Origin of the sequence: Streptomyces sp. NPDC003036 (assembly GCF_040611175.1) — a bacterium.
Taxonomy (GTDB): Bacteria; Actinomycetota; Actinomycetes; order Streptomycetales; family Streptomycetaceae; genus Streptomyces.
This window is the reverse complement of sequence record NZ_JBEXNO010000025.1, coordinates 72,998-97,503: the sequence shown is the minus strand read 5'-3', so window position 1 is coordinate 97,503 and position 24,506 is coordinate 72,998. Positions and strand designations below refer to the sequence as shown.

19 protein-coding genes are annotated in these 24,506 nt (G+C 74.2%); 7 read left to right on the top strand and 12 right to left on the bottom strand.

All coding sequences use genetic code 11. The features are described 5' to 3' along the window. Window positions 1-3: 3 nt before the first annotated feature. The 5 genes from ABZX67_RS19990 to ABZX67_RS19970 form a co-directional block, all read right to left on the bottom strand. On the bottom strand, window positions 4-963 hold the full coding sequence (locus ABZX67_RS19990) for a nucleoside triphosphate pyrophosphohydrolase (protein ID WP_355361920.1): 960 nt from the start codon (window positions 961-963) through the stop codon (window positions 4-6). Between the two features lie 9 nt (window positions 964-972). Continuing rightward, the gene (locus ABZX67_RS19985; RefSeq protein WP_355361918.1) at window positions 973-1,608 is read right to left on the bottom strand and encodes a SurA N-terminal domain-containing protein; all 636 of its coding nucleotides are present in this window, start codon (window positions 1,606-1,608) and stop codon (window positions 973-975) included. A gap of 368 nt (window positions 1,609-1,976) precedes the next feature. Next, entirely contained in the window at window positions 1,977-2,507 is a 531-nt protein-coding gene (locus tag ABZX67_RS19980) for a hypothetical protein (RefSeq protein ID WP_355361916.1), read from the bottom strand. 272 nt (window positions 2,508-2,779) lie between these two features. Then, a complete protein-coding gene (locus ABZX67_RS19975; protein ID WP_355361914.1) occupies window positions 2,780-3,238 on the bottom strand; it encodes a GtrA family protein in 459 nt (152 codons plus the stop codon). Continuing rightward, on the bottom strand, window positions 3,235-4,230 hold the full coding sequence (locus ABZX67_RS19970) for a glycosyltransferase family 2 protein (protein ID WP_355361912.1): 996 nt from the start codon (window positions 4,228-4,230) through the stop codon (window positions 3,235-3,237). Before ABZX67_RS19970 ends, ABZX67_RS19975 begins: the two co-directional genes overlap by 4 nt. A 138-nt stretch (window positions 4,231-4,368) precedes the next feature. Between ABZX67_RS19970 and ABZX67_RS19965 the strand changes: the two genes are divergently transcribed. Together ABZX67_RS19965 and ABZX67_RS19960 are read left to right on the top strand one after the other, a co-directional pair. Further along, window positions 4,369-6,816 (top strand): YfhO family protein, encoded by a 2,448-nt coding sequence (locus ABZX67_RS19965; protein WP_355361910.1) that lies wholly within the window; start codon window positions 4,369-4,371, stop codon window positions 6,814-6,816. A gap of 10 nt (window positions 6,817-6,826) precedes the next feature. Then, window positions 6,827-7,642 carry a class I SAM-dependent methyltransferase gene (locus tag ABZX67_RS19960; protein ID WP_355361908.1) on the top strand — a complete coding sequence of 272 codons (816 nt, stop codon included), beginning with the start codon at window positions 6,827-6,829 and terminating at the stop codon, window positions 7,640-7,642. Between the two features lie 40 nt (window positions 7,643-7,682). Here the strand turns inward: ABZX67_RS19960 and ABZX67_RS19955 are convergent, their stop codons facing one another. The 3 genes from ABZX67_RS19955 to ABZX67_RS19945 all read right to left on the bottom strand — a co-directional run bounded on the left by ABZX67_RS19955 (window position 7,683) and on the right by ABZX67_RS19945 (window position 11,911). Beyond that, window positions 7,683-9,230: a protein kinase gene (locus tag ABZX67_RS19955; RefSeq protein ID WP_355361906.1), complete on the bottom strand. Its 1,548-nt coding sequence runs from the start codon at window positions 9,228-9,230 to the stop codon at window positions 7,683-7,685. Further along, a complete protein-coding gene (locus ABZX67_RS19950) occupies window positions 9,227-9,784 on the bottom strand; it encodes a hypothetical protein (RefSeq protein WP_355361904.1) in 558 nt (185 codons plus the stop codon). The genes ABZX67_RS19955 and ABZX67_RS19950 overlap by 4 nt, the downstream gene beginning before the upstream one ends. Window positions 9,785-9,895: 111 nt before the next feature. Further along, on the bottom strand, window positions 9,896-11,911 hold the full coding sequence (locus tag ABZX67_RS19945) for an N-6 DNA methylase (protein WP_355361946.1): 2,016 nt from the start codon (window positions 11,909-11,911) through the stop codon (window positions 9,896-9,898). Window positions 11,912-12,180: 269 nt separating this feature from the next. Between ABZX67_RS19945 and ABZX67_RS19940 the strand changes: the two genes are divergently transcribed. Next, a complete protein-coding gene (locus ABZX67_RS19940) occupies window positions 12,181-12,918 on the top strand; it encodes a hypothetical protein (RefSeq protein ID WP_355361902.1) in 738 nt (245 codons plus the stop codon). On the opposite strand, the gene ABZX67_RS19935 is transcribed toward ABZX67_RS19940, so the two are convergent. The 3 genes from ABZX67_RS19935 to ABZX67_RS19925 form a co-directional block, all read right to left on the bottom strand. Then, window positions 12,905-13,402, bottom strand: coding sequence for a hypothetical protein (locus tag ABZX67_RS19935; RefSeq protein ID WP_355361900.1), 498 nt, complete (start codon window positions 13,400-13,402; stop codon window positions 12,905-12,907). The genes ABZX67_RS19940 and ABZX67_RS19935 overlap by 14 nt on opposite strands. After that, on the bottom strand, window positions 13,399-16,842 hold the full coding sequence (locus ABZX67_RS19930; protein WP_355361898.1) for a hypothetical protein: 3,444 nt from the start codon (window positions 16,840-16,842) through the stop codon (window positions 13,399-13,401). Before ABZX67_RS19930 ends, ABZX67_RS19935 begins: the two co-directional genes overlap by 4 nt. A gap of 83 nt (window positions 16,843-16,925) precedes the next feature. Beyond that, window positions 16,926-17,678, bottom strand: a complete 753-nt coding sequence (locus ABZX67_RS19925) for an HNH endonuclease family protein (RefSeq protein ID WP_355361896.1) — start codon at window positions 17,676-17,678, stop codon at window positions 16,926-16,928. A gap of 200 nt (window positions 17,679-17,878) precedes the next feature. On the opposite strand from ABZX67_RS19925, the gene ABZX67_RS19920 reads away from it, so the two are divergent. After that, on the top strand, window positions 17,879-18,352 hold the full coding sequence (locus ABZX67_RS19920) for a carboxymuconolactone decarboxylase family protein (RefSeq protein ID WP_355361894.1): 474 nt from the start codon (window positions 17,879-17,881) through the stop codon (window positions 18,350-18,352). Window positions 18,353-18,391: 39 nt separating this feature from the next. Here ABZX67_RS19920 and mfd read toward each other — a convergent pair whose 3' ends face one another. Further along, on the bottom strand, window positions 18,392-21,946 hold the full coding sequence (mfd, locus tag ABZX67_RS19915) for a transcription-repair coupling factor (RefSeq protein WP_355361892.1): 3,555 nt from the start codon (window positions 21,944-21,946) through the stop codon (window positions 18,392-18,394). Between the two features lie 233 nt (window positions 21,947-22,179). Here mfd and ABZX67_RS19910 point away from each other — a divergent pair, with 233 nt between their 5' ends. Genes ABZX67_RS19910 through ABZX67_RS19900 form a run of 3 tightly spaced genes read left to right on the top strand, consistent with a single transcriptional unit; the run spans window position 22,180 to window position 24,499 of the window. Further along, window positions 22,180-22,692, top strand: coding sequence for a SigE family RNA polymerase sigma factor (locus tag ABZX67_RS19910; protein WP_355361890.1), 513 nt, complete (start codon window positions 22,180-22,182; stop codon window positions 22,690-22,692). Continuing rightward, window positions 22,685-23,041 (top strand): hypothetical protein, encoded by a 357-nt coding sequence (locus ABZX67_RS19905; RefSeq protein WP_355361888.1) that lies wholly within the window; start codon window positions 22,685-22,687, stop codon window positions 23,039-23,041. The genes ABZX67_RS19910 and ABZX67_RS19905 overlap by 8 nt, the downstream gene beginning before the upstream one ends. 24 nt (window positions 23,042-23,065) lie before the next feature. After that, the gene (locus ABZX67_RS19900; protein WP_355361886.1) at window positions 23,066-24,499 is read left to right on the top strand and encodes a DUF2079 domain-containing protein; all 1,434 of its coding nucleotides are present in this window, start codon (window positions 23,066-23,068) and stop codon (window positions 24,497-24,499) included. Window positions 24,500-24,506 lie beyond the last annotated feature (7 nt).

Here is a 24,506-nt window from a genome sequence, read left to right as displayed (position 1 = left end):
ACGCTACCGCCCCTCCGCCGCCCGGATCGCGTCCCGGTACACCCGCCCCGCCGCCCGCAGCGCCGCCTCCGGGTCGACGCCCTCGGCCTCGGCGCGGACCGCGAGGGCGAGCAGCTCGTAGCCGATGCCCTCGCCCGACGGCAGGGGCACGTCCAGTCCGGCGTTGCGGACCCGGCTCGCGAGCTTGGCGGCGAGGGCGAGGCCCGGCTGGCCGAGGGGGACGCCGTCGGTCACGGATTCGCGCTGCTTCTCGATCGCCTTCGTACGGAGCCAGTGCTCCTTGACCTCCTCCGGCGTCTCGGCGCGCTCCTCGCCGAAGACGTGGGGGTGGCGGTGGATGAGCTTGTCGACGATGGTGCCCGCGACGTCGTCGATCGAGAACGGCTCCTCGTCGTGCTCCTGCGCGATCCGGGCGTGGAAGACGACCTGGAGGAGGACGTCTCCGAGCTCTTCGCGCAGCTCGTCGCGGTCGCCGTCCTCGATGGCCTCGACGAGTTCGTACGCCTCCTCGATGCCGTACTTGGCGAGGCCCTCGTGGGTCTGCCGTGACGACCAGGGGCACTCGCGCCGGATGCGGTCCATGACCTCGACCAGGTCCAGCAGCCTGGCTCCCGGCAGGTCGTACGAACCGGGGAGGAGCTCCAGGTCCGGCATGGCCACGCGGCCGGAGCCGGCCATGCGGGCCAGCCCGTCCGTGAGGGCGCTGTCTCCCTCGCCGGACGGGAGGACCACGATCGTGCGACCGCCGGCGCAGGCGTCGACGAGCTCCTGCGCGGTGGGCGCGGCGGTCTCGACGGCGACGCCCGCCTCGCGCAGGTACGGCAGCTGGGGGTGGTTCGCGTCGGCGCACAGCACCCGGTCGGCGGCGTGCAGCGTCTGCCACGCGGGCCAGGACAGCAGCCCGGGCGCGACGCGGTGGCTGGCGGTGAGCAGGACGATACGGCCGGGGGTGTCAGCGTTCACCCCACGAACCTACATCTGCCGCTGGGCGCCGAGCTCCCGGATCCAGGGGGCCCGGTACTCGCCCAGTTGGATCTTGTCGTTGTCCCAGGCGCCGTAGCGGGGGTTCACCTCGATGTCGAGCGCCTTGGAGGCGGCGGCGAAGACCTCGGTGAGCTTCTGCTGCCCCTCGGGCGTATTGGTGGCCCCGAGCTTCTCGGCGATCTTGTTCATGAGGACGTTGCGGCGGACGACGTCGTCGATCTCGTCGGGCGCCACGCCTTGCTGCTGGAGCAGCATCGCGGCGAGCTGCTCCTCGCCGCCGGTCTGCCGGGCCGCCGAGCGCCGGGTCTCCTGGAGCTCCTTGCGGCTGGCGGTGATCCCGTGGTCGGCGGCGACCTTCTCCACCACCCGGTCGAAGATCATCCCGTTGAGCTTCTCGCGGTTGAGGTCGCCGGTCGCCTTGATCAGCTCTGCGGCCTGCGGAGACGCCTCCTGCGCACTGCGCACGTCCCTGACCTGCGCCTGGAGTGCGGCGACCTCGATCCGCTGCCCGTCGATGACGGCCGCGGCCCCTGGGTGCGCCTCACTTCCGCAGGCGGTGAGCAGCGGCCCTGCGACCAGCAGGGCGGCGGATACGGAGAGCGCGCGTCGATGCAGGCGGTGCAAAGGAGCCTCCCGGCGTGGGTCGGTTCAGCAGGTGGGACGCGAAGCGTCTCGTTGAGGGGTGGTGGTCGGGTGACGGGTGGGCGGGAACGACCTTGCGGTGATCGATGGTAGGCAGTGGACGTGGTCTGGGCCACTACTTCGGCACCACTGCCGTGGCCGATTCGGTCGTCGCCGGCTCTTCCGGCCGCTTCGGACAACGATTCACCGGCCCACCGGTCGCGCAAAAGGGATACGCGCGGGAGGAACGGGCGTGGCCCGGCCGGAATCTCCGGCGGGCCGATGGGGCACACGGCGCAGGTCGACCGGACGGACCGGACCGGCGGCGACCACGTGGCACCGCCCGGCCCGGATGTCACCGACTGCGCACGCTACTTGCAGAACTTGTCCGCGGCGAGCTTCGCGCCCGCGTTGTAGCCCTTCTCGTAGTTCGGGTCCACGGCCTTGATGTTCTTCGGCGGCTTGGCGTTGCAGTTCTTCTTGATGGCGTTGAAGCCGTCGGTGTGGCCCTTGCGGTACTGCTCCTTCGCCTTCTTGTCTTCCTTCTTCTTGTCTTCCTTCTTCTTCTTGTCCTCCTTCTTCTTGTCCTCCTTCTTCTCGTCCGCCACATTGGCCTTCGCACACGTCACTTTGGCGAATTTGGACGTCACGGTGTAGGTGTCGTTGGGCAGCCCGGTGAACTCGAACCCGCCACCCGGCAGGGTGGTGGTGGTGCCCACCACGGCGCCCTTGGAGTTGGTGGCCGTCACCTTCTCGTTGTCCGGGAAGCCACTCCCCGAGACGCCGAACGTCTTGCCCGCTCCCTTGGTCACCTGGCAGGTGATGGCCGGTGCCGCGGACGCCTCCGCGGCCAGGGCGCCGACGCCCACGCTTCCGGTGAGGAAGCATGCCGCTGTCGCCACCGAAATGATCCTTCTCTTCATCGTTTGTCTCCCATCGCGCGCACACGGCCGGGACTACCGGCAGGCGGCCTTGGAGGATGTGTCTGCTGATGTGAGACGACCGGAGCGTGCGGCCGGCCGGGCTCGGCCCGGTCCCGTCGCCCGCGGCCGTGAAGCACCGCGCTTCGGGTGCGGCACCGCCCTCTTGCCGCGTCGCCGGGCGACTGCGCGGTGCGCGGCCCACTGCTGTGCACGAGGGTTACCGGTGCGAGTTGTCCTCTTCAGGATCTCGCTCATACCTCGCCATGTCGAGTGCAGGACACCGCCCCGGCTCGCTCCGCCGGAAGGGCGCTCGGCGGCTCGTGCCGCAGCATGATCGTCCGCGAGACGACGAAGGTGATCGGGATCGCCGCCGCCGCGGCGAGGAGCGGAGCGTAGCGGCTGGAGAGGCCAGCCACGTCGACCAGGAGCCAGACGCCGCTCGTCGTGATGACGAAGTTGGCGGCGTTGGTGAGCGGGAACAGCAGGAACTTCCGCCAGGTCGGACGGGTGCGGTAGGTGAAGTGGCAGTTCAGGAAGAAGGAGCCGGTCATGGAGAGGAGGAAGGCGACGACGTGCGCGGCCACGTAGGGCAGGCTCAGGGACAGGAACAGCAAGTAGAAGCCGTAGTACGTGGCGGTGTTCACCACGCCCACGAGCGCGAACCTGACGATCTGGCCCCTGATCCTGCCCATCCGGCCCTGGACGGTCATCGGCGTACGAGCTCCCCTGGCTGGTCTGGACGGTGCGGCCGCCGGGGTGGCGGCGCGGCGGTGTTCGACGCCTTCACCAGGAAGTGCGGGCGGCGCTTCACCTCGTAGTAGATACGCCCCACATACTCCCCGACGACCCCCAGCATCACCATCTGGACCCCCGCGAGCGCCGTCACCGTGACCAGGAGGGTGACGTAACCAGGGGTGTCGACGCCGTTCACGAGGGCCGCGCCGACGATCCAGGCGGCGTACGCGGCGGCGACGGAGACGAGCAGCAGGCCGAGGTGGAGGGCGGCCCGCAGCGGGCGGTCGTTGAAGGAGAGCAGACCGTCGAGGCCGTAGTTGAGCAGCTTGCGGAAGGTCCACTTGGAGCGGCCCCGCTCGCGCGCCGCGTTCTCGTACGCGAGCGTCGTCGTGCGGAAGCCGACCCAGGCGAAGAGGCCCTTGGAGAAGCGGTTGTACTCGGTGAGCTCCAGGACGGCGTCGACGGTGCGCCGCGACAGGAGGCGGAAGTCGCCGACGCCGTCGACGAGCTCGACGTCGACGAGGCGGTTGATCAGCCGGTAGTAGGCGCGGGCGGCGAGGGTCCGGGTGACGCGGTCGCCCGTGCGGGTGCGGCGGCAGACGACCTGGTCGAAGCCCTCGCCGTGCAGCTCCAGCATGCGGCGCAGCAGCTCGGGCGGGTGCTGGAGGTCGGCGTCCATGAGGACGACGGCGTCCCCGGTCGCGTGGCGCAGGCCGGCCAGCATGGCGGCCTCCTTGCCGAAGTTCCGGCTGAAGGAGACGTAGTGCGTACGGGAGCGTGGGTCGCGGGCCGCCATCTCCTCCAGCAGCGGGAGCGTACGGTCGTGGCTTCCGTCGTCGACGTAGACCAGCTCGAAGTCCGTCCCGGTTTCCGCTGCGAGGCGTTCGAGTTCCGTGGTCACGCGGGCGTGGAAGCGGCCGATGATCTCCTCTTCGTTGAAGCACGGCACGACAATCGAGATCAGCACGGAAGTACGACAACGGACGCGCGTGTCACCGGCGGGCGACGCACATGGCGGCCCGGCGACCATTGAATGAACTGGCGTACGAGGCCCACTATTCGGGGGCGGAGCGCTGGCATATTCGGCGCCATCATGCAGGCCATCATGCAGAGAGACGCTTTCCGGGCCGGTGTGTTCGCCGGGCTGCTCACCGTGCTCGCGGTCTGCGCCGGTGACGCCGTCGCCCGTACCTTCCCCTTCGGGCCGCGTACGCGCGCCGTCAACGACCTCGGCAACCAGTTCGTGCCGTTCCACGCCCACCTGTGGGACCTGCTGCACGGGCGGGCGGACGGGGGGCTGCTGTTGAACTGGCAGTCGGGGTACGGCACCGCCTTCCTTCCGGACTTCGGGACCTATCTGTCGAGCCCCTTCGCGCCGCTCGTCGGGCTCTTCCCGCGCGACGAGATCGACCTCGCGGTGTACGTGATCACGGTCCTGAAGACGGCGGTCGCCGCGGGCGCCATGGCCGTCCTGCTGCGCGCGCAGCGCGCCCCCGGCCCCGCCTCCGCCTCCAGCCCCTGGTGGGGCGCGGCGGTGCTCGGCGCGTCGTACGGGCTGTGCGGCTGGGCCGTCGTCGAAGCGTCGTACAACCCGATGTGGCTGGACGGGCTGATCGGCTTCCCGCTGCTGTGCCTGGTGGGCGAGTGGGTCCGTACGGGACGGCGCCCGCTGCTGGGCCCGGCGGTGGTGGCGGTGGTGTGGGTGGCGAACTTCTACACCGCGTACATGGCCACGCTGGGTGCCGCGCTGGTCCTGCTGGCGCGCGGGGTGGGTGGCGTGGGCGGATGGCGGGTGCTGGGCCGGGCGGCCGGGACCGTGCTGCTGGGGGTCGGGCTGGCGGCGCCGGTGCTGGTGCCGGTGTTCCTGGGGTCGCGGCACGCGTATCCGGGTTGGACGCGGGAGTTCCGGGCGGCCGGGTGGGCGGAGGTGGCGGCGCGGACGCTCCCGGCGACGTACGGCTTCTTCACCCCGGCCCTCTTCGTCGGGACGGGCGCGCTGTTGCTCGCGGCGGCCCTGCCGTTCCACCGCAAGGTGCCGGTGCGGGAACGGTGGGTGTTCTCCGGGCTGGTGGCGGGGGTCCTGCTGTCCTCGCAGTGGGAGCCCACGCACCTGGTGTGGCACGTCTTCGCCACGCCCAACGGCAGTCCGTACCGCCAGACGTTCGTGTTCGCCGGGGTGGTCGTCATCGCGGCGTGGACGGCCGTGTCGTACGGCTGGCCCGGGCGGCGGGCGCTGCTGGGCGGGACGCTGGTCCTGGGCGTGGTGGCGGCGGGCGCGGCGTTCGGGGGCCTGGCGACGGTGTGGTCGTACGCGCTGTGCGCGGGCGGGCTGGCGGCCTCGGTGGGCGCGGTGGCCGTCGTACGCCGCCGGCCTCGGCGCGCGGTCGTCGGCGCCGGGCTGCTGGCGGGCGCGCTGGCCGTGCAGGCGGCGGCCACCACGGCGTACGCCGACCGGGAGCGGCCGGCCCGGCTGGACGACTACCCGGCGTGGGGCGCCGAGCACGCGGCGCGGGCGGCGGCGGTGGCCGGTGGGGACGGGTGGCCGGGCTACCGCACCGACCCGGGGCGGCCGCAGCTGACCGGTAACGATCCGCTGCTGGTCGGCGGGCAGGGCGCCGCGTACTACAGCAGTCACACGCCCGCCGTGCTGACGCGCACGCTGGCGGCGCTCGGCGGCGGCTGGACGTCGAACGGGCGGAGCGTGCAGTCCCTGGACAACCCGGTGACGGACGCGCTGTTCGGGGTGGGCGCGCGGTGGCGTGATGCCGCCGTGCCGCGGACGACGGACGTGTTTCCGCTGGTGACGGTCCGGGCCCGGAGCGGGGAACTCCGGTACGGGGACTCGCCGTTCCGCAACCAGGAACTGCTGCTCGGATCACGCGTCTACGACCTCCCCGCGGACGGCGCGTGTCCGGTCGGCAGCGACGTCTTCGTGTGGGCGCCCGACTTCACCGGGACGGCACGGCTCGGCACCGCGGGTGGCGGCCCGTCCGTCGAGCTGCGCGGCGGACTGCCCAAGCGGCGCGCGGCGATGGCGCCCCTCGGTACGCAGCGCACGGCGGGCGCGCGGGTGGTGCTGGAGGGCCGTGGCTCCGTGCCGCCGTCCGGGAGCGTCGGATGCCTGGACCGGGCGCGGCTGGCGGCCGCCGTGGCGCGGCTGCGGGCGACCGCGGCGGCGGTGGTCGACGTCAGGCCCGACGGCGTGCGCGCGCAGCTGCCGCCGGGTGCCCGCGCCGGTACGGCGGTCCTGGCGGCGCCGCGCATCGCGGGCTGGCGGTGCGAGGGCCGCCCGGCGGACTCGTACCTGGGCCTGGTCGCCGTACCGGTGAGGGCCGGTCAGACGTCTGTCAGCTGTGCCTTCCGGCCACCGGGGCTGCGGGCGGGGGCGGCGGGCGGCTCGCTCGCGGCGGCGGTGTGGGCGGCCTGGGCGCTCGTACGGCTGCGGGCACGCGTACGGCTGCGGCGGCGCGGCCGCGTGGCGTCGGCTGCGCGCCACCAAGACTTCACCGGAGCAGCACCGTCCCGTGGCCCGCGCGCGGGCGGTGCGGCGTAGCTTGCGGCGCATGCCCTCTCTTCTGAGCAACCGGCTGGCGAAGCGGGTGCTGAAGCCCGCGTTCGCCCTGGTCGAGCAGCGCCTGGAGCGTGCCACGACCGCGTTGCAGTCGGACCTGGACGCCCTGCACCACGAGGTGGCGGACCTGCGGCGGCAGAGCTACGGGCTCGGGCTGCTCCTCGACCGGGCCGGGCGGGACGGCGACCGGATGCCCACCGCGACACAGGTCGACACGCTGGTGCGCGAGGTCGGCGCCGTCACCGGGGAGCGCGGCGAGCGCGTGCGGCACGACATCACCGTCGCGTACCGCCACCTGGTCGCGCTGGAGGCGCTCGGGGCCGGCGGGCTCGGCGGGTCCGTGTCCGACGTGTGCGGACGGCTCGCGGCCGTGCCGCTGCTCGCGCCGCCGAACGGCGAGGTCCTGGAAATCGGCACCCGGCACGGCCTGTTCGCGGCGGCGCTGCGGCGCATGCTCCAGCGCGGCGGCCTCGACGCGCGGCTGACGGTCGTCGACCCGCTGGACGGCTCCCCCGCCCGCGAGGACGTCGTACGCGGCAACCTGGCGCTCGGCGGCGGGCGCCCGGCGGACGACGCGGCACGGCTGGTGCGCGGCTCCTTCGCGGAGGCGTGCGTACGGGACGCGGTCGGCGACCGGCGCTACGGCGTGATCGTCGTCGACGGCGGCCATGACCTGGCGGCGGTGCGGGAGCTCGCCGCACCGGGCGCCGTCGTGGTCACGACCGCCGGCGGCCCGCCCCGCCCGGCGGGGCTCACGGGCCTGGGCCGGGTGGCGGACTCCGTGTACTGCCGGGCGGCCGAGGCGTAACGGCGGCTCAGGCGGACAGGCGCTCGCCGGAACCTGCGCTCTAGAGGGTGCGCATCTGCTGCTGGCGTTCCAGTGCGCGCCGCAGCTCCGCCGCCTGCGGGTGGTACGGCCCGTAGACCCGCTCCGTGTCGTACAGCAGGCTCTGCAGCTGCTGGTAGGCAGCCGAGTGGTCGCCCATCGCCAGCAGCAGGTGGCCGATGCGGTGGCGCAGGTCGAAGGCGCGGCCGGGGTCGGGCGCGGTGGCTGCGGTCGTGCCGCCGTTCTCGTAGTACGGCAGGAGCGCGCGGTACTCGGCGAGGGCGGCCGCCGTCTCGCCGAGCTGTTCCAGGCAGAGCGCGGCGTCGTACCGGAACTGGAGCGTCTGCGGGTCGGCCGGGCCCGCCTCGGCCGTCCGGTCGTCCGCGAGGCGCCGCAGCTCGGGCAGGGCGCGGCGGTACTGGCCGTCGTCCATCAGGGTCGTCGCGTACTGCTTGCGCAGGATCCGGACGACCGGGGAGTGCTCGCCGTGCTCGGCGGCGGCCGCGGGGAGGATGCCGCCGAGGATGTCCACGGCCTGGGTGATGCCGCCCTCGCCGAGGAGCCGCTTCACCTCGTCGACCGCGGCGGCGACGTCGGGCCGCCCGGCGGCGGTCGTCGCGACCGGCGCGACCGGCGGGCGCGGTGGGGGCGGGGGTGCGGCGGCGCGGTCCGGCCAGGGCGCGTACGGGCGCAGGAAGGGGCGCGTCGGGTCGAGGGGCCCGGCCGTGACGCCGCGCGCGGGCAGCAGCGGCGCGAGGACCTCGTACACCTCCTGGGCGCCGGACGGCCGGTGCTGTGGGTCCTTGGCGAGCAGCCGCAGCACCAGGGCCTCCAGGGCCTCGGGTATCTCGGGGCGCAGGCGGCGCACGGGCAGCGGCGGCTCGTACAGGTGGCGGTGGAGGACGCCGAGGGCGGTGGAACCGGCGAAGGGCACGTTGCCGCTGAGGAGTTCGTGGAGGAGGACACCGAGGGCGTACAGGTCGGTGTACGGGCCGACGGCGCCGCCCATGGCCTGTTCGGGCGCCATGTAGGCGGGGCTGCCGACGGGCGAGCCGGTGTGGGTGAGGCGGGTGGTGTCGGTGTCGATGACGGAGGCGACGCCGAGGTCGAGGACGGTGAGGGTGCCGTCCGGTTTCACCATGACGTTGCGGGGCTTGAGGTCGCGGTGGACGATCGGCACGGCGTGCACGGCGGCGAGCACGCCGCACAGTTGGGCGGCGACGGCGACGGCCCACTGCCAGGGGTACGGGTCGTGCTCGGCGAGGTGGTCGGCGAGGTCGGCGCCCTCGACGTACTGCATGACGAGGTACAGGTCGTCGCCGTCGCTGCCCGCGTCGTGGACGGTGACCAGGCCGGGGTGGGACACCTGGGCGGTGACGCGGCACTCGCGCACGAAGCGGCGGCGCATCTCCTCGGCGGCGGTGGCGGCGGCCATGTGGTCGGGGCGCAGCAGCTTGACGGCGACGCGGCGGTCGAGGCGGCCGTCGTAGGCCGTCCAGACCTGGCCCATGCCGCCCTGGCCGATGACGGTGGACAGTTCGTACCGGTCGGCGATGATCCGCCCGCTCACCGGCTGTCTCCTTCGGGGTTCCGCGGGTCGCGGGGGTCCCTGCGGAGCAGTTGGCTGAGCTCGTCGAGCTCGGCGCGCACCTGGTCGATACGGGGCGGCTGGGGCTGGGGCTGCGCCGGGGGCGTGGGGGGTGTGGCGGGCGGGCCGTATCCGTACGGCTGCGTCGGCTGCGTCGGCTGCGTCGGCATCTGCACGGGCTGCGGCGGGCCGTACGGGGGCATGGGCGGTACGGGTGCCGCCGTGGCCCGCTGACGGTGGTGGATGTCGACGATCAGGTAGTACACGACGACGCCGACCATCTGCACCAGCAGCCCGGCCATGCCGACGTTCGAGATCCAGTGGTCCGCGAAGTGCTCCTCCAGGGTCGCCAGGCAGCCGATGTTCAGCACCAGTTGGCACCAGAACAGCGCCCAGTCCCGGCCCGTACGGCGCACGATCGCGATCCGCAGCATGGCCACCCAGGCGAGCATGCCGAGCGTCAGCACGATCAGGAGGCAGAGGATCACGCGCACGGCGATCACGCCCGCCGTCACGGCGGGACGCGGGGGCGTCATGGGCGCGTGCCCGTGCATACGTCGCTCCAGGGGTGCGGATCAGAGGAACTCGAGCGTATACACCGACACCGACAGCCGCCCCAGGGTTGTACGAAACGGCCGCCCTCCTGGTCACTCAGGTCGCTCGGGCAGCACCGTGCCGTCCGCCAGGCCGTCGTACAGGCCCTGCACCAGCTGCTCGCCGAGCCGTCCCGCGAGGCGCAGCGCGTCCTCGAACTCCGCGAGGGCGCGGAAGCGTTCGCCGTAGCGGCGCTGCTCGGCCAGGGGCAGCCGGGGCAGGCGGAGGCGCCGTACGTCGAGCCGGGTGGCGGTGGAGGCGTAGCTGCTGGCCCGGCGGTTGTTGGCCGTGCCGCGCAGGAAGCCGGCGAGGAACCAGGGGTCCAGGGCGGTGCGGTCGGCCCGCAGCAGCTGGAGGTTGCGGCCGAGCGCGGCACCGGCCGTGGCGGCGTCGACGACGCGCGCGACGGATCCGCCGCCGAGGACGGGGACGACCACGTCGCCCTCCTCGGTGAGCACCGGCTCTTCCGGGGGCCCGTCGGGGAGGGTGCCGGAGGGTGCCGCGCCGGCGAGTACGTCGTGCTCGGTGAGGACCGCGACCGGGTGGCCGGCGGGTGCCGTGCCGGCGCCGCCGGCGCGCAGCTGGAGGGCTCCCGCGCGGGCGAGTTCGCCGACCGTGGTGAGGGTGCGGGCGGCGCCCGCGGCGGACGGCGCGGGGGCGGCGGGCGGGGGCGTGAGCTCCATGGTGCGGCGCAGGGTGGCGCCGAGGCGTTCGCGTACGTCTTCGAGGCCGGCCGCCGAGCCGCCGGGGGCCGGGGCGGGCAGGTGGCGGGCGGGGGCCAGGTCGACGTCGTCGTCGAGGAGTTCGATGACGGGTACGGAGCGGCTCACGCCCGGGACGCCGGGGTGGTCGCCGCGGCCGCGCCAGGCGTCGAGCACGGCCGACTGGAGGGCGGGCCAGGGCAGTTTGTCGCGGCCGCCGTCCGGGACGAGGCCGGTGGTGTCGACGAACAGCAGCTCGGGGTCCGGGCGCTGGTCCGCGCCGGGCCGGCACAGCACCCACAGGTGCAGCGGGATGCCGTACGGGGGCGCGGCCCCGGCGGGCAGGGCGATCACGGCGCGCAGGGCGCCGCGGCGCAGCAGGTCGGCGCGGATACGGCGGCCGGAGCGGCGGGAGGCCACGGCCGGGGGCATCAGGAGGACGGCGGTGCCGCCGTCGCGGAGGCGGGCGAGGGCGTGCTGGACCCAGGCCAGCTCGGACTCCGTGCGGGCCGGGAAGCCGTACTCCCAGCGGGGGTCGTAGGCCAGTTCGTCGTGGCCCCAGTCGCGCTCGTTGAACGGCGGGTGGCAGACGACGGCGTCGGCGCGGAGCCCGGGGAAGGCGTCGCCGCGCAGGGTGTCGGCGGCGGCCGTACGGATCTCGGCCGAGCTGTGCAGGGCGAGGCGCAGCGCGGTGAGCGCGGCGAGGTCGGGGTCGGCGTCCTGGGCGTGGACGCTGTCGGCGCGGTCGACGGCGCGCAGGAGCCCCCCGGTGCCGCAGGCCGGGTCGAGCACGGTCCGCGCGGAGGGGCCGGCGAGGGCGGCCATCAGCTCGGCGAGGCCGGGCGGGGTGAGCGTGTACTGGCGGGGGTTGGCGTCCAGGTGCCGCCCGAGCAGGAACTCGAACGCCTGGCGCGCCCCGCCGAGCTGGGCGGCCAGTTCGGCGGCGCCGCGCAGCAGCGGCAGTGAGGGTTCGAGGTCGGCCGCCGTGGGGGTGCGTACGGACCGGGGGACGCCGAAGCGGACGGTGAGCACCTCCTCCAGGGCGGTTTGCAGGCCGTCGGCGAGGCGGTCGTCGGGGAGGGCGGAGTGCTCCAGCCAGCCGGTGGGCCGCTCGTGGACGAGGAGCAGGGCGCAGCCGGCGTGGACGAGCGCGGTGAGGGGTCCGGCGGGGTGGGCGGTGAGGTGCTGCCAGACGCGCTCGCGCAGGGGTACCTCGGCGAGCTTGCCCTGGTCGCGCAGCCACTGCTCGACCTCGGCGAGGGCGAAGGAGGGGCTGGTCTCGGTGCCGCCGACGGGCTTGGGGAAGTCGGCGTGGCGCCGGCGCCAGTTGCTGACGGCGGCGCGGCCGACGCCCGCGAGCCGGGCGATACCGGCGGCGGTGACCTCCGGTGCGCCTGCTGCGGCAGCGGCTGCTGCGGCTGCCGTGCCTGCTGTGCCTGCTGCGCGCTCCTGCGGCACGTGTCCGTCTCCCCTCATCCGCCCTCATCCGCACTGAAGGACCGAGCATACCGATCCAACGGTTCACAGTGTGAGCCGATCGAAATTCCGTGAACCGTGTTGACTCGGTTCACAAGCTCTGCTGTGATTGACCCATCGAACAACGGAGCAACTCCAGCGCCCGGGAAGGTGCCACAGCCATGTCTCAGTCCATGTACGCCCCGCAGCAGCCGCAGCAGCCGCAGCACGGCCGGCCGGAGAAGAAGCGCGGCTGGTTCGCCCGCCACAAGGTGCTCACCGGCCTCGGCGCGGTCGTCGTGGTCGTCGCGGTGGCCTCCGCGGTCGGCTCGGGCGGTGACGACGCGTCCCCCAAGACGGCCTCGGGCGACACCAAGGGCAAGCAGGAGCAGCAGGCCAAGCCGCAGGAAGAGAAGAAGGCCGCCTCGATCGCCGGCGACGGCGACCACGAGGTCGGCAAGGACGTCCAGCCCGGCCTGTACCGCACCAGCGGCAACGAGGACGGCCTCTGCTACTGGGAGCGCGCCAAGGACTCCACCGGCGAGACCGACTCCATCCTCGCCAACGACAACGTCACCGGCACGAGCTACGTGCTGCTCAAGGCGAGCGACAAGGTCTTCAAGTCCAACGGCTGCAAGGACTGGGAGGCCGTCGACGAGAAGGCCGCCGGGACGCCGAAGTCGGAGGCGAAGGGCGACGGCGGCATGTTCAAGGTGGGCGCGGACCTCGCCCCCGGCACGTACAAGTCCACGGGCAACGAGGACGACACGTGCTACTGGGAGCGCGCGAAGGACGCCTCCCACAGCACGGACGCGATCCTCGCGAACGACAACGTCTCCGGCACGGCCATCGTGAAGATCACCGCGACCGACGGTTACTTCAAGACGACGGGCTGCAAGGACTGGGTCAAGACGGGCTGACGCTCGCCCTGACGGCCCCCGTCCCACGGGGCGGGACGGTCCCGAGGGTCACCTGACCGTCCACCAGGCATTCGAGCAGCACCCGCCCACCCAGCGGATGGATCCAGAGATGCGGCTCGACGTCCAGGAGGTCGCGCGCGTGCGCGACCGCCAGCTCCGCGGACAGCACCACCGTCGGCAGGATGAGGTTGCTCCACTGGACCGCGACGAGCGCGCCCGCTTCCACCTCGGGGGCGAGCAGTTCGGCGGCCAGCCGGGCCCACCCGTCCTCGTCGTCCCACCAGCGGCGCTCCCGCACGGAGCCGGCGCTCCAGTCCAGCCGGTCACCGGACAGGGCCGGGAACAGCCCCAGGGTCGCGGCCGCCACGCTCCTGCTGTCCTCCCGGTCCAGGAGCATGACGTCCTCGCCGTTCCGGAGGAAGCCGGGCAGGAGGTCCGGCCGGCTCCCACGGAGGTGGTCTGCGGGGGTGTCCGGGGCCCTCACTCCCGCTCCACCGTGACCTCCAGCGCCGCCTCCCGCACGTCCGCCACCGGGTGCCGGCGCAGTGTGCGCAGGGCGGCGCGCCAGGGGGCGGGCCAGCCGAGGCGGATGCCGAGGGTGCCGACCAGGGCGACGGCCAGCAGCCCGGCGCCCGGGTCGCCCGCCGCCGTGCACCGCTCGGCGGCGGCCAGCGCCACCGCCGGGTCCTGCGCGCGGTGCGTGACCGCGACGCGGGAACCAAGCCGGTCGGCGGTCCGGGCAGCGAGCGCCGGCCTGCCGTCCACGGCGTCGGCCACGGCGCGCAGCCGGGCCGTCAGCTCGGACGGCTCCGCGTCGAGGTCCACGAGCGTCACGAGGAGCCGCGCCCGGGCGGCGGCCAGGGCCGGCTCGACGGCCAGCTGCGCGGCGACCGCCTCCACGACGGGGCGGGCACCGGGCCCCTGGCCCTGGTCCACGGGCAGGATCTCCACCAGGGCCGACAGCCGCTGACGGGCCGGCAGGTCGCGGTCCTCCAGCGCCTCGTACTCCCCGGCCGCGACGGCCGTGAGCAGCCGGGCCACCGTGTCGTGGAGCAGGCTCCCCGGCGCCGCGCCGCCCAGCGGGTGGGGCAGGCCGGAGACGGCCAGCGTCGCGACGGCCTGCGCGGCGCTGCGCCAGAGGCTGTACCAACCGCCCGCTCTGGTGCGCTCCTCCAGAGCGGTGACCGTAGAGAGCAGGACGTCCGCCACTTCGGGTGCGTCCCCGGCCCAGAGCGGCAGCTTCTCCAGCGCGGCCGCCGCGGCGGCGCGGTGCGCGGACCGGCACACCTGCCCCACCAGCCGCGCGTACCGGGCCCGGTGGACCGCCGGCACAGCCCCGTGCTCCGCCCCCACCAGCGCCCGCAGCACCTGCTCGGCGCCGTCGCACGCGGCTTCCGTGAGCACCGCCCACGCCTCCTCGCGGCCGAGGAGGTCGGTGCTCGCGGCGACCACGGCAGCCTGGACGTCCGGGTGGGCGCCCGGCGCGCGGTACGCGGCCGCCAGCAGCGCGGCGGCGCGGTGCGGCGGCAGGTGGCGGGCGGCGAGGCGGACGGCCTCCTTGCGGCTGGTCACCTTCACGCCGTCGCTCGCGGTGAGCAGGGTCCGCAGCCGCTCGTCCAGTTCGGAGGGCGCGGCGTAGCGGGCGGCGCGCCCCGCGGCGTACACGGCGACGCGGGCGCGGTCGCCTCCGGCGTGCGCCAGCAGCACCGGCAGGGCGAGCTGCGGCTGCCCGGTCCACACCAGCGCGCCGAGCGCGGCCTCCACGAGCACCACCTCTACCGGCCCGGCTTCCTCGCCCTCCTCGGCGTACCGCAGCGCCAGCGCCCGGCCGTGCACCGGCAGGGCGGCCGCCGCCCGCAGCACCGCGGCCCGCTCGTGGAGCGGAAGGGTGGCGTCCGCGACGGCCTCGGCGGCCAGCCGGGCCGCCGCCGCCTGCTGGCGGGGCAGCCACCGGTGGGCGTACCAGAAGGAGGGCAAGGGGCGGCGCGTGCCGGGCTTGAGGAACCGCCCGTACCGCGGGGTCTCGCCGATCAGGGTGTCGAGGAGGTCGGTGCGGCGGGCCGCCAGCACGTGGTGGACCGGCGGGAGGGCGGCCGCCGACGGTTCGAGGGCGAGGAGGCGCTCGACCCGCTCGTCGCGCGTCGCCGCGGGTTCGAGCCAGAGCCGCGCCGCGGTCTCGAAGGCGCTGTCGTCGGCATTGGCCAGGGCGTCCTCCAGCATCCGCTGGAGCGGCTCCATCCGGTGGGCGCGCGGCCCGAGCGCCTGGACCAGCGCGAGGAGCGGGCGGTGGTCGCCCTTGCGCGCGGCCGCTTCCAGCCAGGGCCGCAGGGCGTCGAAGAGGCGGTGCTCCTGGCCGCGCGGCAGGCCGTGGTGGAGCATGCCGAGGTCCCCGACGCCCACGTGCCCGGCGATCCGCTCCAGCACGGACAGGGCCCAGTCGCGCAGGACGGCCTCGCCGTCCGGCACGTGCGCGTGCGCGCGCAGCACCGCGAGGGCGAGGCGGCGCAGCGCGCCCCGGGTGCGCGGGGAACCGTCGCGCGCCTCCAGCGCGTCACGCACCACCTGGTCGAGCGCGCCCGCGCACGCGGCCGTGAACAGCGCGGCCCGCACGCCGGCGAGCGCTTCGAGCGCCGCCGCGCGCACCGGGTCCTGTTCGTTGCGGAGCCGTGCGCTCATCAGGTCCAGCAGTTCGCGGACGTCGGTCTCGTCGCCGAACGCGTCCACGTTGGCGACCAGCAGCGGCCAGACCAGGGCCCGTTCGGTGGCGTCGGGCCGCCGCAGCGCGTCCAGCAGGTCGGGGCGGGCCTCGGCGACCGGGCAGTGGGCGAGCGTGTCCAGCACGTCGCTCCAGTACCACCCCTCCGCGCGGCCCTTGCGCGCCCAGTGGCGGGCCTCCGCCCAGCGCCGCTCGCGCGGCAGCACGGCCAGCACGTCGTCCGCGAGCGCGGAGACGCCGTCCGTGCCCTCCGTCGCCGCGTCGAGGAGGTCGCCCCGGCGCCCCGGCGGCACGGCCTTGAGCAGCGCGGCGAGATGCGCCGTGCGGCGCGCCCAGTGGCGGGCGAGCGCGGGCAGGGACGGCGGGTCGGCCGACGCGATCCGCCGCAGCACCGTGTTCGGGGGCAGCGGCTCGTAGCGCTGCGCCGGGCGTTCCGGCGAGATCAGCCACCGTACGACGCGCTCGGCGTCGGCCTCCGCCAGCACGCCCAGCTTGTCCCAGAGCGGCGCCGGCAGGAGGCCCGGCCCGTACGCCTCCAGCAGCGCGAGCACCCGCAGCGGCCGGGCGGGCGCGGCGGCCGCGATCCCGCGCGCGTGCCCCTGCCACCAGGCCGTGCGCAGATGGAGCGGCTGCGCGGCGAGGTCGCGTTCGGCGTGGTCGAGCACGGCGTCGGGGTGGCGGCGGCCGAGCTGCGCCCACGACTCGACGGCATACGCGAGGGCAGGCAGCGTCCGCGCCACGAACGGCGCCGAGCAGACCGGCAGCAGCCGGGCGGCCTCCGCGTCCCCCCACTCCTCGCGCAGCCGCTCCACCAGGCGCTCGGCGAGCGCCGTGCGCCGCCCCCGCAGGACGACGCGGGCGAGGGCGTGCCGGGTGGCCTCGGAGGCGTCGTCGTACGCCGCCTCGATCACCGCGTCCGGCAGCGGGAGCGTACGGGCGGCGCGCAGGGCGTACCCGCGCACCACCTCGTCGGGGTCGGTCAGCCGCTCGGCGAGGAAGTCCGCCTGGCCCCCGGCCAGCGCGGCCAGTGCGGCGAGCCGCCGCGCGTACGTGCCCTCGCCGCCGCCGAGCCCATCCCACTCCGCCAGCACCTCGGGCAGTTCCCCGCTGCGCGCCAGATCGCGGGCCGTGCGGGCGAGGTGCCGCAACCGCCGCGCGTGCGGGAGCGGTTCGAGGTCGGCGAGCAGGAGGGCGGCGGTGCGAGACATGGGGGCGATTGTGTCCTGAAACGGCCACCGTACCGAACTGATTATCGGATGAGCTACCGAATGGGCATCGCCTGTGCGGCGGTTCAGCCGCCCCCGCACTGCCGCAGCATCGCCTCCTTGTCCGCCGCGGTCACCGCCAGCTCGTACGTGACGGCCACCTGCGCGAAGCGCACGGCGTACGCGCACCGGATCCGCTTGTCCGGCGGCAGCCAGGACGCCGGGCCGGAGTCGCCCTTCGCCGAGTTGGCACGTCCTTCGACCGGGAGGAGGTTCAGCGGATCGTTCGCGAGTCGCTCGCGCTTGCTCTCCGGCCAGCGGGAGGCACCCATCTGCCAGCTGTACGACAGCGGCACCACGTGGTCTATCTGCACCTCGGCGGCGTCCTGCTTGCGCCAATCGATGGTCCGGCCGGTGTACGGATCCGCCAGCGTCATCGCCATGACCACGCAGTCGGACCCCTCACGGAAGCGAAGCCGCTGCCCGTCGCGGCGCAGCAGGTCGTTGCGGGTGTCGCAGCCGTTGCGGGCCAGCGGTACTCCGTCGGCCGTGTCCATCCAGGCGTAGCCGAACTTCTCGCGGTCGTACCCGGTCTTCGGTCCGCGCCCCTTCACCGCCAGGCGTTCGAGGAGGCGGCGGGCCTCGGCGCGGTCGGCGTCGGAGGTGAGGGGCGCGAGGCCCGGCTTCGTACCGTCGGGGTTGTCGAGCGGCCGGGCGGCGCTCGACGAGGGGCCGGGGGCGCCCGACGCGCCGTCATCGGAGCCCGGGAGGCACCCGGCGGCAAGTGTCGCGACGGCGGCCAGCAGCACGGCGGGCAGGACCCTTCGGGGCGTACGCATGCCCGAATCGTAGGTGGCGCGCCTTCAGGGCGTTACACCTTGCCGATCCCGAGGGTGTTCTCGCGCGGCAGCAGCCCACTGCCGACGCCTCCGGCATTACGTGACGCACGTCACGCACGCTCCGGCCCTCCGGCATGTCACATCCGGGCCGGGCCGCTCCGTCCCTGCTGTGTAACCGTCAACACGGCAAGGAGAACGTCATGGACGCCCGTCTCAACCTCTACAGCAGCCCCCTCGCGCCCAAGCTCGTGAAGCACCTCGGCGCGGCGGGCAAGGTGATAGCGGACTCGGCCCTGCCGGCCGCGACGCAGGAATTGGTGAAGATCCGGGCCAGCCAGATCAACGGTTGCGGCTTCTGCCTCGACATGCACACCAAGGAGGCCGCCCACGCCGGGGAGACCCCGCTGCGCCTCAACATGGTCGCGGCCTGGCGGGAGGCCACCGTCTTCACCGACGCCGAGCGCGCCGCGCTGGAGCTGACCGAGCAGGGCACCCGCATCGCGGACGCGGCCGGCGGCGTCACGGACGAGGCGTGGGCCGACGCGGCCAAGCACTACGACGAGGAGCAGCTCGCCGCGCTCGTGGCCCTGATCGCCCTCATCAACGCCTACAACCGCCTGAACGTGATCGCCCGCCAGCCGGCCGGCGACTACGTCCCCGGCCAGTTCGCCTGATCGCGGCCAGGCCGGGCCGCGGCCCGGCCTGGCCGCGCCTCACGACCCCAGGATGGTCGTCAGGAACTCCCCCGTCCACGCCAGCAGTTCACGGCCCACCACCGGCTTGCCGCCGATCTTGCCCGTGGTCGGGCGGGGGACCAGGATCTGGTGGGTCTGCGGCTTGATCACCGTGCGCGGGTAGAGGCGCTTGAGACGCAGCTCCTGCGATTCGCGCAGCTCCACCGGGGCGAAGCGGATGTTCGGGCCCTGGAGGACGATCTCGCCGACGCCGCAGGCGCGGGCCAGCATGCGGAGGCCGGCCACCAGCAGCAGGTTCTCGACGGGCTCGGGCAGCTTGCCGTAGCGGTCGGTGAGCTCCTCGCGGACCGCCTTGATGTCGTCCTCCGAGTTCGCGGAGGCGATCGCGCGGTACGCCTGGAGGCGCAGGCGCTCGCCCGGCGCGTAGTCGTGCGGGACATGCGCGTCGACCGGGAGCTCGATCTTGACCTCCAGCGGCGGCTCCTCCTCCACGCCGCCCTCCAGGGAGGCGCGGTAGTCCGCGACCGCCTCGCCCACCATGCGGACGTACAGGTCGAAGCCGACGCCCGCGATGTGGCCGGACTGCTCGCCGCCGAGGAGATTGCCCGCGCCGCGGATCTCCAGGTCCTTCATGGCGACGTACATGCCCGCGCCCATCTCGGTGTGCTGGGCGATCGTCGCCAGGCGCTCGTGGGCGGTCTCGGTGAGCGGCTTCTCCGGTGGGTAGAGGAAGTACGCGTACCCGCGCTCGCGGCCGCGGCCCACGCGGCCGCGCAGCTGGTGCAGCTGCGACAGGCCGAAGTTGTCGCCGCGCTCGACGATGAGGGTGTTGGCGTTGGAGATGTCGATGCCCGACTCGACGATGGTCGTGGAGACCAGGACGTCGAACTTCTTCTCCCAGAAGTCGACCACGACCTGCTCCAGGGCCTGTTCCGACATCTGGCCGTGGGCGATCGCGATGCGCGCCTCGGGGACGATGTCCCGCAGCCGGGCCGCCGCCCGGTCGATCGACTCGACGCGGTTGTGGATGTAGAAGACCTGGCCCTCGCGCAGCAGCTCGCGGCGGATCGCCGCGCCGATCTGCTTCTCCTCGTACGGGCCGACGAAGGTCAGGACCGGGTGGCGCTCCTCCGGCGGAGTGGTGATCGTCGACATCTCGCGGATGCCGGTCACGGCCATCTCGAGCGTCCGGGGGATGGGGGTCGCGGACATCGTCAGCACGTCCACGTTGGCCCGCAGCTTCTTCAGCTGCTCCTTGTGCTCAACGCCGAAGCGCTGCTCCTCGTCGACGATGACCAGGCCCAGGTCCTTGAACTTCGTCTCGGACGAGAAGAGGCGGTGCGTGCCGATGACGATGTCGACCGAACCCTCCTTCAGGCCCTCCAGCGTCGCCTTCGCCTCCGCGTCGCTCTGGAAGCGGGACAGCGCCCGGACGACGACCGGGAACTGCGAGTACCGCTCGGAGAAGGTCCCGAAGTGCTGCTGCACCAGCAGCGTCGTGGGGACGAGGACCGCGACCTGCTTGCCGTCCTGCACCGCCTTGAACGCGGCGCGCACCGCGATCTCCGTCTTGCCGTAGCCGACGTCGCCGCAGATCAGCCGGTCCATCGGGACCGACTTCTCCATGTCCTCCTTCACCTCGGCGATGGTGGACAGCTGGTCCGGCGTCTCCGCGTACGGGAAGGCGTCCTCCAGCTCCCGCTGCCAGGGCGTGTCGGGGCCGAAGGCGTGGCCGGGCGCCGCCATCCGCGCCGAGTACAGCTTGATCAGGTCGGCCGCGATCTCCTTGACCGCCTTCTTCGCCCTGGCCTTGGTCTTCGTCCAGTCCGCGCCGCCCAGGCGGTGCAGGGTCGGCGCCTCGCCGCCCACGTACTTGGTGACCTGCTCCAGCTGGTCGGTGGGGATGTAGAGCCGGTCGCCGGGCTGGCCGCGCTTGGCGGGCGCGTACTCGACCAGCAGGTACTCGCGGGTCGCGCCCTGCACGGTGCGCTGCACCATCTCGATGTAGCGGCCGACGCCGTGCTGCTCGTGGACGATGTAGTCGCCGGTCTCCAGCGTGAGCGGGTCGATCGTCTTGCGGCGCCGCGTCGGCATCCGCTGGCCGTCCTTGCCGGCCGCCTTCTGGCCCGACAGGTCGGTCTCGGTCAGGACGGCGATCTTCAGGCCGGGGTCGATGAAGCCGTACTCGATCGACCCGCACGCCACGTGCACGACGGACGGCGAGATGTCGGTGAGGTCCCCGTCGAGACGCGCGGCGATGCCCTCGCCGCCCAGCACCTCCACCGTGCGGGCCGCCGGGCCGTGCGCCTCCGTCACGAAGACCGTGCGCCAGCCGTCCGCCAGCCAGCCCTTGGTGTCGGCGAGGGCGCGGGTGGTGTCACCGCGGTACGACTCCGGGGCGTGCATGCCCAGCTTGAACGTGTCCCCCGCCGCGTCAGCGGCAAATGTCTCCGTCAGCTCGTCGTCGGCGGCGAACGGCGAGACCGACCACCACATCATCCCCAGCTCGCGCGCCCGGTCCCGGACGTCCGCGATGCCCCACAGCGACGCCGCGCCCAGGTCGATCGGCGCCTCGCCGCCGCCGGCCGTGGCCGCCCACGACGCCTGGAGGAACTCCTGCGAGGTCGCCACCAGGTCCGCCGCCCGCGTACGCACCCGCTCCGGGTCGCACACCACCGCCATGGAGCCCTTCGGCAACACGTCGAGCAGCAGCTCCATGTCGTCGACGAGGACCGGCGCCAGGGACTCCATGCCCTCCACGGCGATGCCCTCGGCGATCTTGCCGAGCAGCTCGCCGAGCTCCGGGTGCTCCTCGGCCAGCGCCGCCGCGCGCGCCTTCACGGACTCCGTCAGCAGCAGCTCGCGGCACGGCGGCGCCCACAGGCCGTGCTCGGCGACCTCCAGGGACCGCTGGTCGGCGACCTTGAAGTAGCGGATCTCCTCGATGTCGTCGCCCCAGAACTCGATCCGGAGCGGGTGCTCCTCGGTGGGCGGGAAGACGTCCAGGATCCCGCCGCGCACCGCGAACTCGCCGCGCTTCTCCACCAGCTCCACGCGCGCGTACGCCGCCGCCGCGAGCCCCTCGACCACGTCGTTCAGATCCGCCTGCTGCCCGGTGCGCAGCGCCACCGGCTCCAGGTCGCCGAGCCCCTTGACCTGCGGCTGGAGCACCGAGCGTACGGGCGCGACCACGACCGCGACGGGGCCGGCCGCCGGGTCGTCCGCCGACGGGTGCGCCAGGCGCCGCAGCACCGCCAGCCGGCGGCCCACGGTGTCGGAACGCGGCGAGAGCCGCTCGTGCGGCAGCGTCTCCCACGCCGGGTACTCCACGACCGTGTCGGGGTCCAGCAGGCTGCGCAGCGCCGCCGCCAGGTCCTCCGCCTCCCGCCCGGTCGCCGTCACGGCGAGCACGGGCCGCCCGGCGTCCCTGGCCAGCGCGGCCAGCGCGAAGGGACGCGCGGCGGGCGGGCCGACCAGGTCGACATGGCTCCGGTGGCCGTCGGCCGCCGCCTTCACCGCTTCGGCGAGGGCGGGGTCCTTGACGACGGCGTCGAGCAGACCGTGCAGGCTCATGGAGGCTTCCATCCCAGGGTGTGGAGCGTGGTGTGGGGCAACGCGAACCGCCCGACACGTCTCACGGGCCGGGGGTTCCCAGCCTACGACGTCGTCGACACACCCGCGTTCGAAACAACCCCCGGCCGGTCCCGGACACGTCCCACCCCGGTGTCAACCGGCACCGTGTCCCCCTGCGTATACGTCACGAAAGCCGTTCCACCCGATTCCACCCCGCGCCGCTGGGAGCCGCATTGACCGAAGAGGAGTTCCACGAGCTCTACGCTCACTCCGTCACGCGGCTCGTCGGCCAGCTGTACCTGATGACCGGCGACCTCCACGAGGCCCAGGACGTGGTCCAGGAGGCGTTCGTACGGGCCTGGGGGCGCCGGTCGCGGCTCGTCCGCGACGCGGGGCCCGAGGCGTGGATCCGCACCGTGGCGTGGAGGCTCGCCGTCAGCCGGTGGCGGCGCGGACGCCGGGCCGCCGAGGCGTGGCGCCGCCACGGCGCCGGGCTGCGGGACACCGCGCCCGCGCCCGACGCCTCGTCGGTCGCCCTGGTGGCGGCGCTGCACACGCTCTCCGAACGGCAGCGGCGCGTCGCGGTCCTGCACTACGTGTGCGACCTGTCCGTGGAGCAGGTCGCCGCCGAGACCGGCATCTCGGCCGGGACCGTCAAGACGCACCTGTCCCGGGCCAGGGCCGCCCTCGCACCGCACCTCGCCGACCTCACCGAGAACCTCACCGAGGAGGAGCACGGTGGCTGACCAGCAGCACAGGGACGAAGCTCTCGCCGCGGCGCTGAAGCGGGCCGCCGACGGCGCCGCCCGGCGCGTCGTGCCCGCGCCGCCCGCCGATGTGGCCGTACGGGGACGGCGGCGGCGCGGCCGTACGCTGGCCGCCGCGGCGGCGACCGCGGTGTGCCTCCTGGGCGCGACGGGCGCGCTCGCGGCGCTCGGCCTGCGGCCCGACCCGCCGGCCGTGCCCGCGACACGGCCGTCGCCCGCGCCCTCCACCTCGTACCCGGCCCCCACCCCCTCCCCCATCCCCTCCCTCACCCCGACCGCGTTCCCCTCGTCCGTGCCGCCGCCGCCCCTCGGGTCCCGCAACCCGTAAGCGACCCGAAGGAGTCCCCGACGCATGCATGGAGTCGTCGTCGCCCCACGCCCCACCGACCGCACCGGACCGGAGCCGATACCCCGGCCGCCCGCCCCACGACGCGACCCGGCGGGCGGCCGCGCACCCCACCTCCTCGCACTCGCGCTCTTCGCCGCGTACACCACGCTCTCCGTGCTGCGGTACCGCCGCATGGAGACCCGCTCCTGGGACCTGGGCATCTTCGAGCAGGCCGTCCGCGGCTACGCCCACCTCCAGGCGCCGGTCGCCGACCTCAAGGGCCCGGGAGCCAACGTCCTCGGCGACCACTTCAGCCCCGTCACCGCCCTCCTCGCCCCCGCCTACCGGCTCTTCCCCACCCCCGTCACCCTCCTCGTCGCCCAGGCCGCGCTGTTCGCACTCGCCGCCATCCCCGTCACGCGCGCCGCGACCCGCCTGCTGGGCCGGGTAGCGGGCCTCGCCGTCGGCGTCGCCTTCGGGCTGTCGTGGGGCATCCAACGGGCGGCCGACTTCGACTTCCACGAGATCTGCTTCGCCGTCCCGCTGATCGCCTTCTCCCTGGAGGCGGTGCTCCGGGCCCGGTGGCGGGCCTCCCTGCTGTGGGCGGCGCCCCTCGTCCTGGTCAAGGAGGACCTGGGCGCCACACTCGCAGCGCTCGCGCTGGTCGTCGCCTGGCGGGCGCGCCGCACCGCGCCCCGTACCGCCGTGTACGCGCTCGGGGTCGCGCTCCTCGGCGCCGCCGCCACCCTCCTCACCCTCACCGCCGTCATCCCGGCCTTCAACCACACCGGCGGCTACGACTACTGGACCAAGCTCGGCGACGGGCCGGGCCCCTTCACCGGCGCCGAGACGAAACTGCGCACCCTCGCCTGGATCCTGCTGCCCACCACCGGCCTGCTCGCGCTGCGCTCCCCCCTCTTCCTGGTCGCCGCCCCGACCCTCGGCTGGCGCTTCCTGTCCGGTGACCCCCACTACTGGTCCACCGAGTGGCACTACAGCGCCGTCCTGATGCCGGTGCTCTTCCTCGCCCTCACCGACGCCGCCGACATCGCGCGCCGCAGCCCGCGCCCCTGGCTGCGCGCCTACGCGGACCGGCTGCCCGCCTGCGCCGCCGCGGCCGCGCTCGCCCTGACCACCACGCTGCCCCTGGCGTCGCTCACCGAGGCGCCGACGTACCGCAAGCCGCCCCGGGCCGTCGCCGCCGAACGGCTCCTGTCCCGGATCCCGGACGGCGCGACCGTGGAGGCGAACGTCGGACCCGTCAGCCGCCTCGCGGGCCGCTGCCGGGTCCTGTGGATCGGTGACCCGCGGAACCCCGCTCCGGACTGGATCGCGTTGAACAACAACTCCGGCTGGGTGCGCGACCCGCTCGCCTACGCCGAGCGGCTCCACCCGGACGCCCGCTTCCACGTGACGGGCACGGCGGCCGGCTACGTACTCCTCAAGCGCCGCACCTGACCGTGGC

Excerpts from the sequence above, each read along its gene's own strand:
- ABZX67_RS19920 (WP_355361894.1), top strand. The coding sequence starts at position 17,879 with ATGGACGCCCGTCTCAACCTCTACAGCAGCCCCCTCGCGCCCAAGCTC.
- ABZX67_RS19975 (WP_355361914.1), bottom strand. The coding sequence starts at position 3,238 with ATGACCGTCCAGGGCCGGATGGGCAGGATCAGGGGCCAGATCGTCAGG.
- ABZX67_RS19960 (WP_355361908.1), top strand. The coding sequence starts at position 6,827 with ATGCCCTCTCTTCTGAGCAACCGGCTGGCGAAGCGGGTGCTGAAGCCC.
- ABZX67_RS19965 (WP_355361910.1), top strand. The coding sequence starts at position 4,369 with ATGCAGAGAGACGCTTTCCGGGCCGGTGTGTTCGCCGGGCTGCTCACC.
- ABZX67_RS19930 (WP_355361898.1), bottom strand. The coding sequence starts at position 16,842 with ATGTCTCGCACCGCCGCCCTCCTGCTCGCCGACCTCGAACCGCTCCCG.
- ABZX67_RS19940 (WP_355361902.1), top strand. The coding sequence starts at position 12,181 with ATGTCTCAGTCCATGTACGCCCCGCAGCAGCCGCAGCAGCCGCAGCAC.
- ABZX67_RS19950 (WP_355361904.1), bottom strand. The coding sequence starts at position 9,784 with ATGACGCCCCCGCGTCCCGCCGTGACGGCGGGCGTGATCGCCGTGCGC.
- ABZX67_RS19925 (WP_355361896.1), bottom strand. The coding sequence starts at position 17,678 with ATGCGTACGCCCCGAAGGGTCCTGCCCGCCGTGCTGCTGGCCGCCGTC.
- ABZX67_RS19900 (WP_355361886.1), top strand. The coding sequence starts at position 23,066 with ATGCATGGAGTCGTCGTCGCCCCACGCCCCACCGACCGCACCGGACCG.
- mfd (WP_355361892.1), bottom strand. The coding sequence starts at position 21,946 with ATGAGCCTGCACGGTCTGCTCGACGCCGTCGTCAAGGACCCCGCCCTC.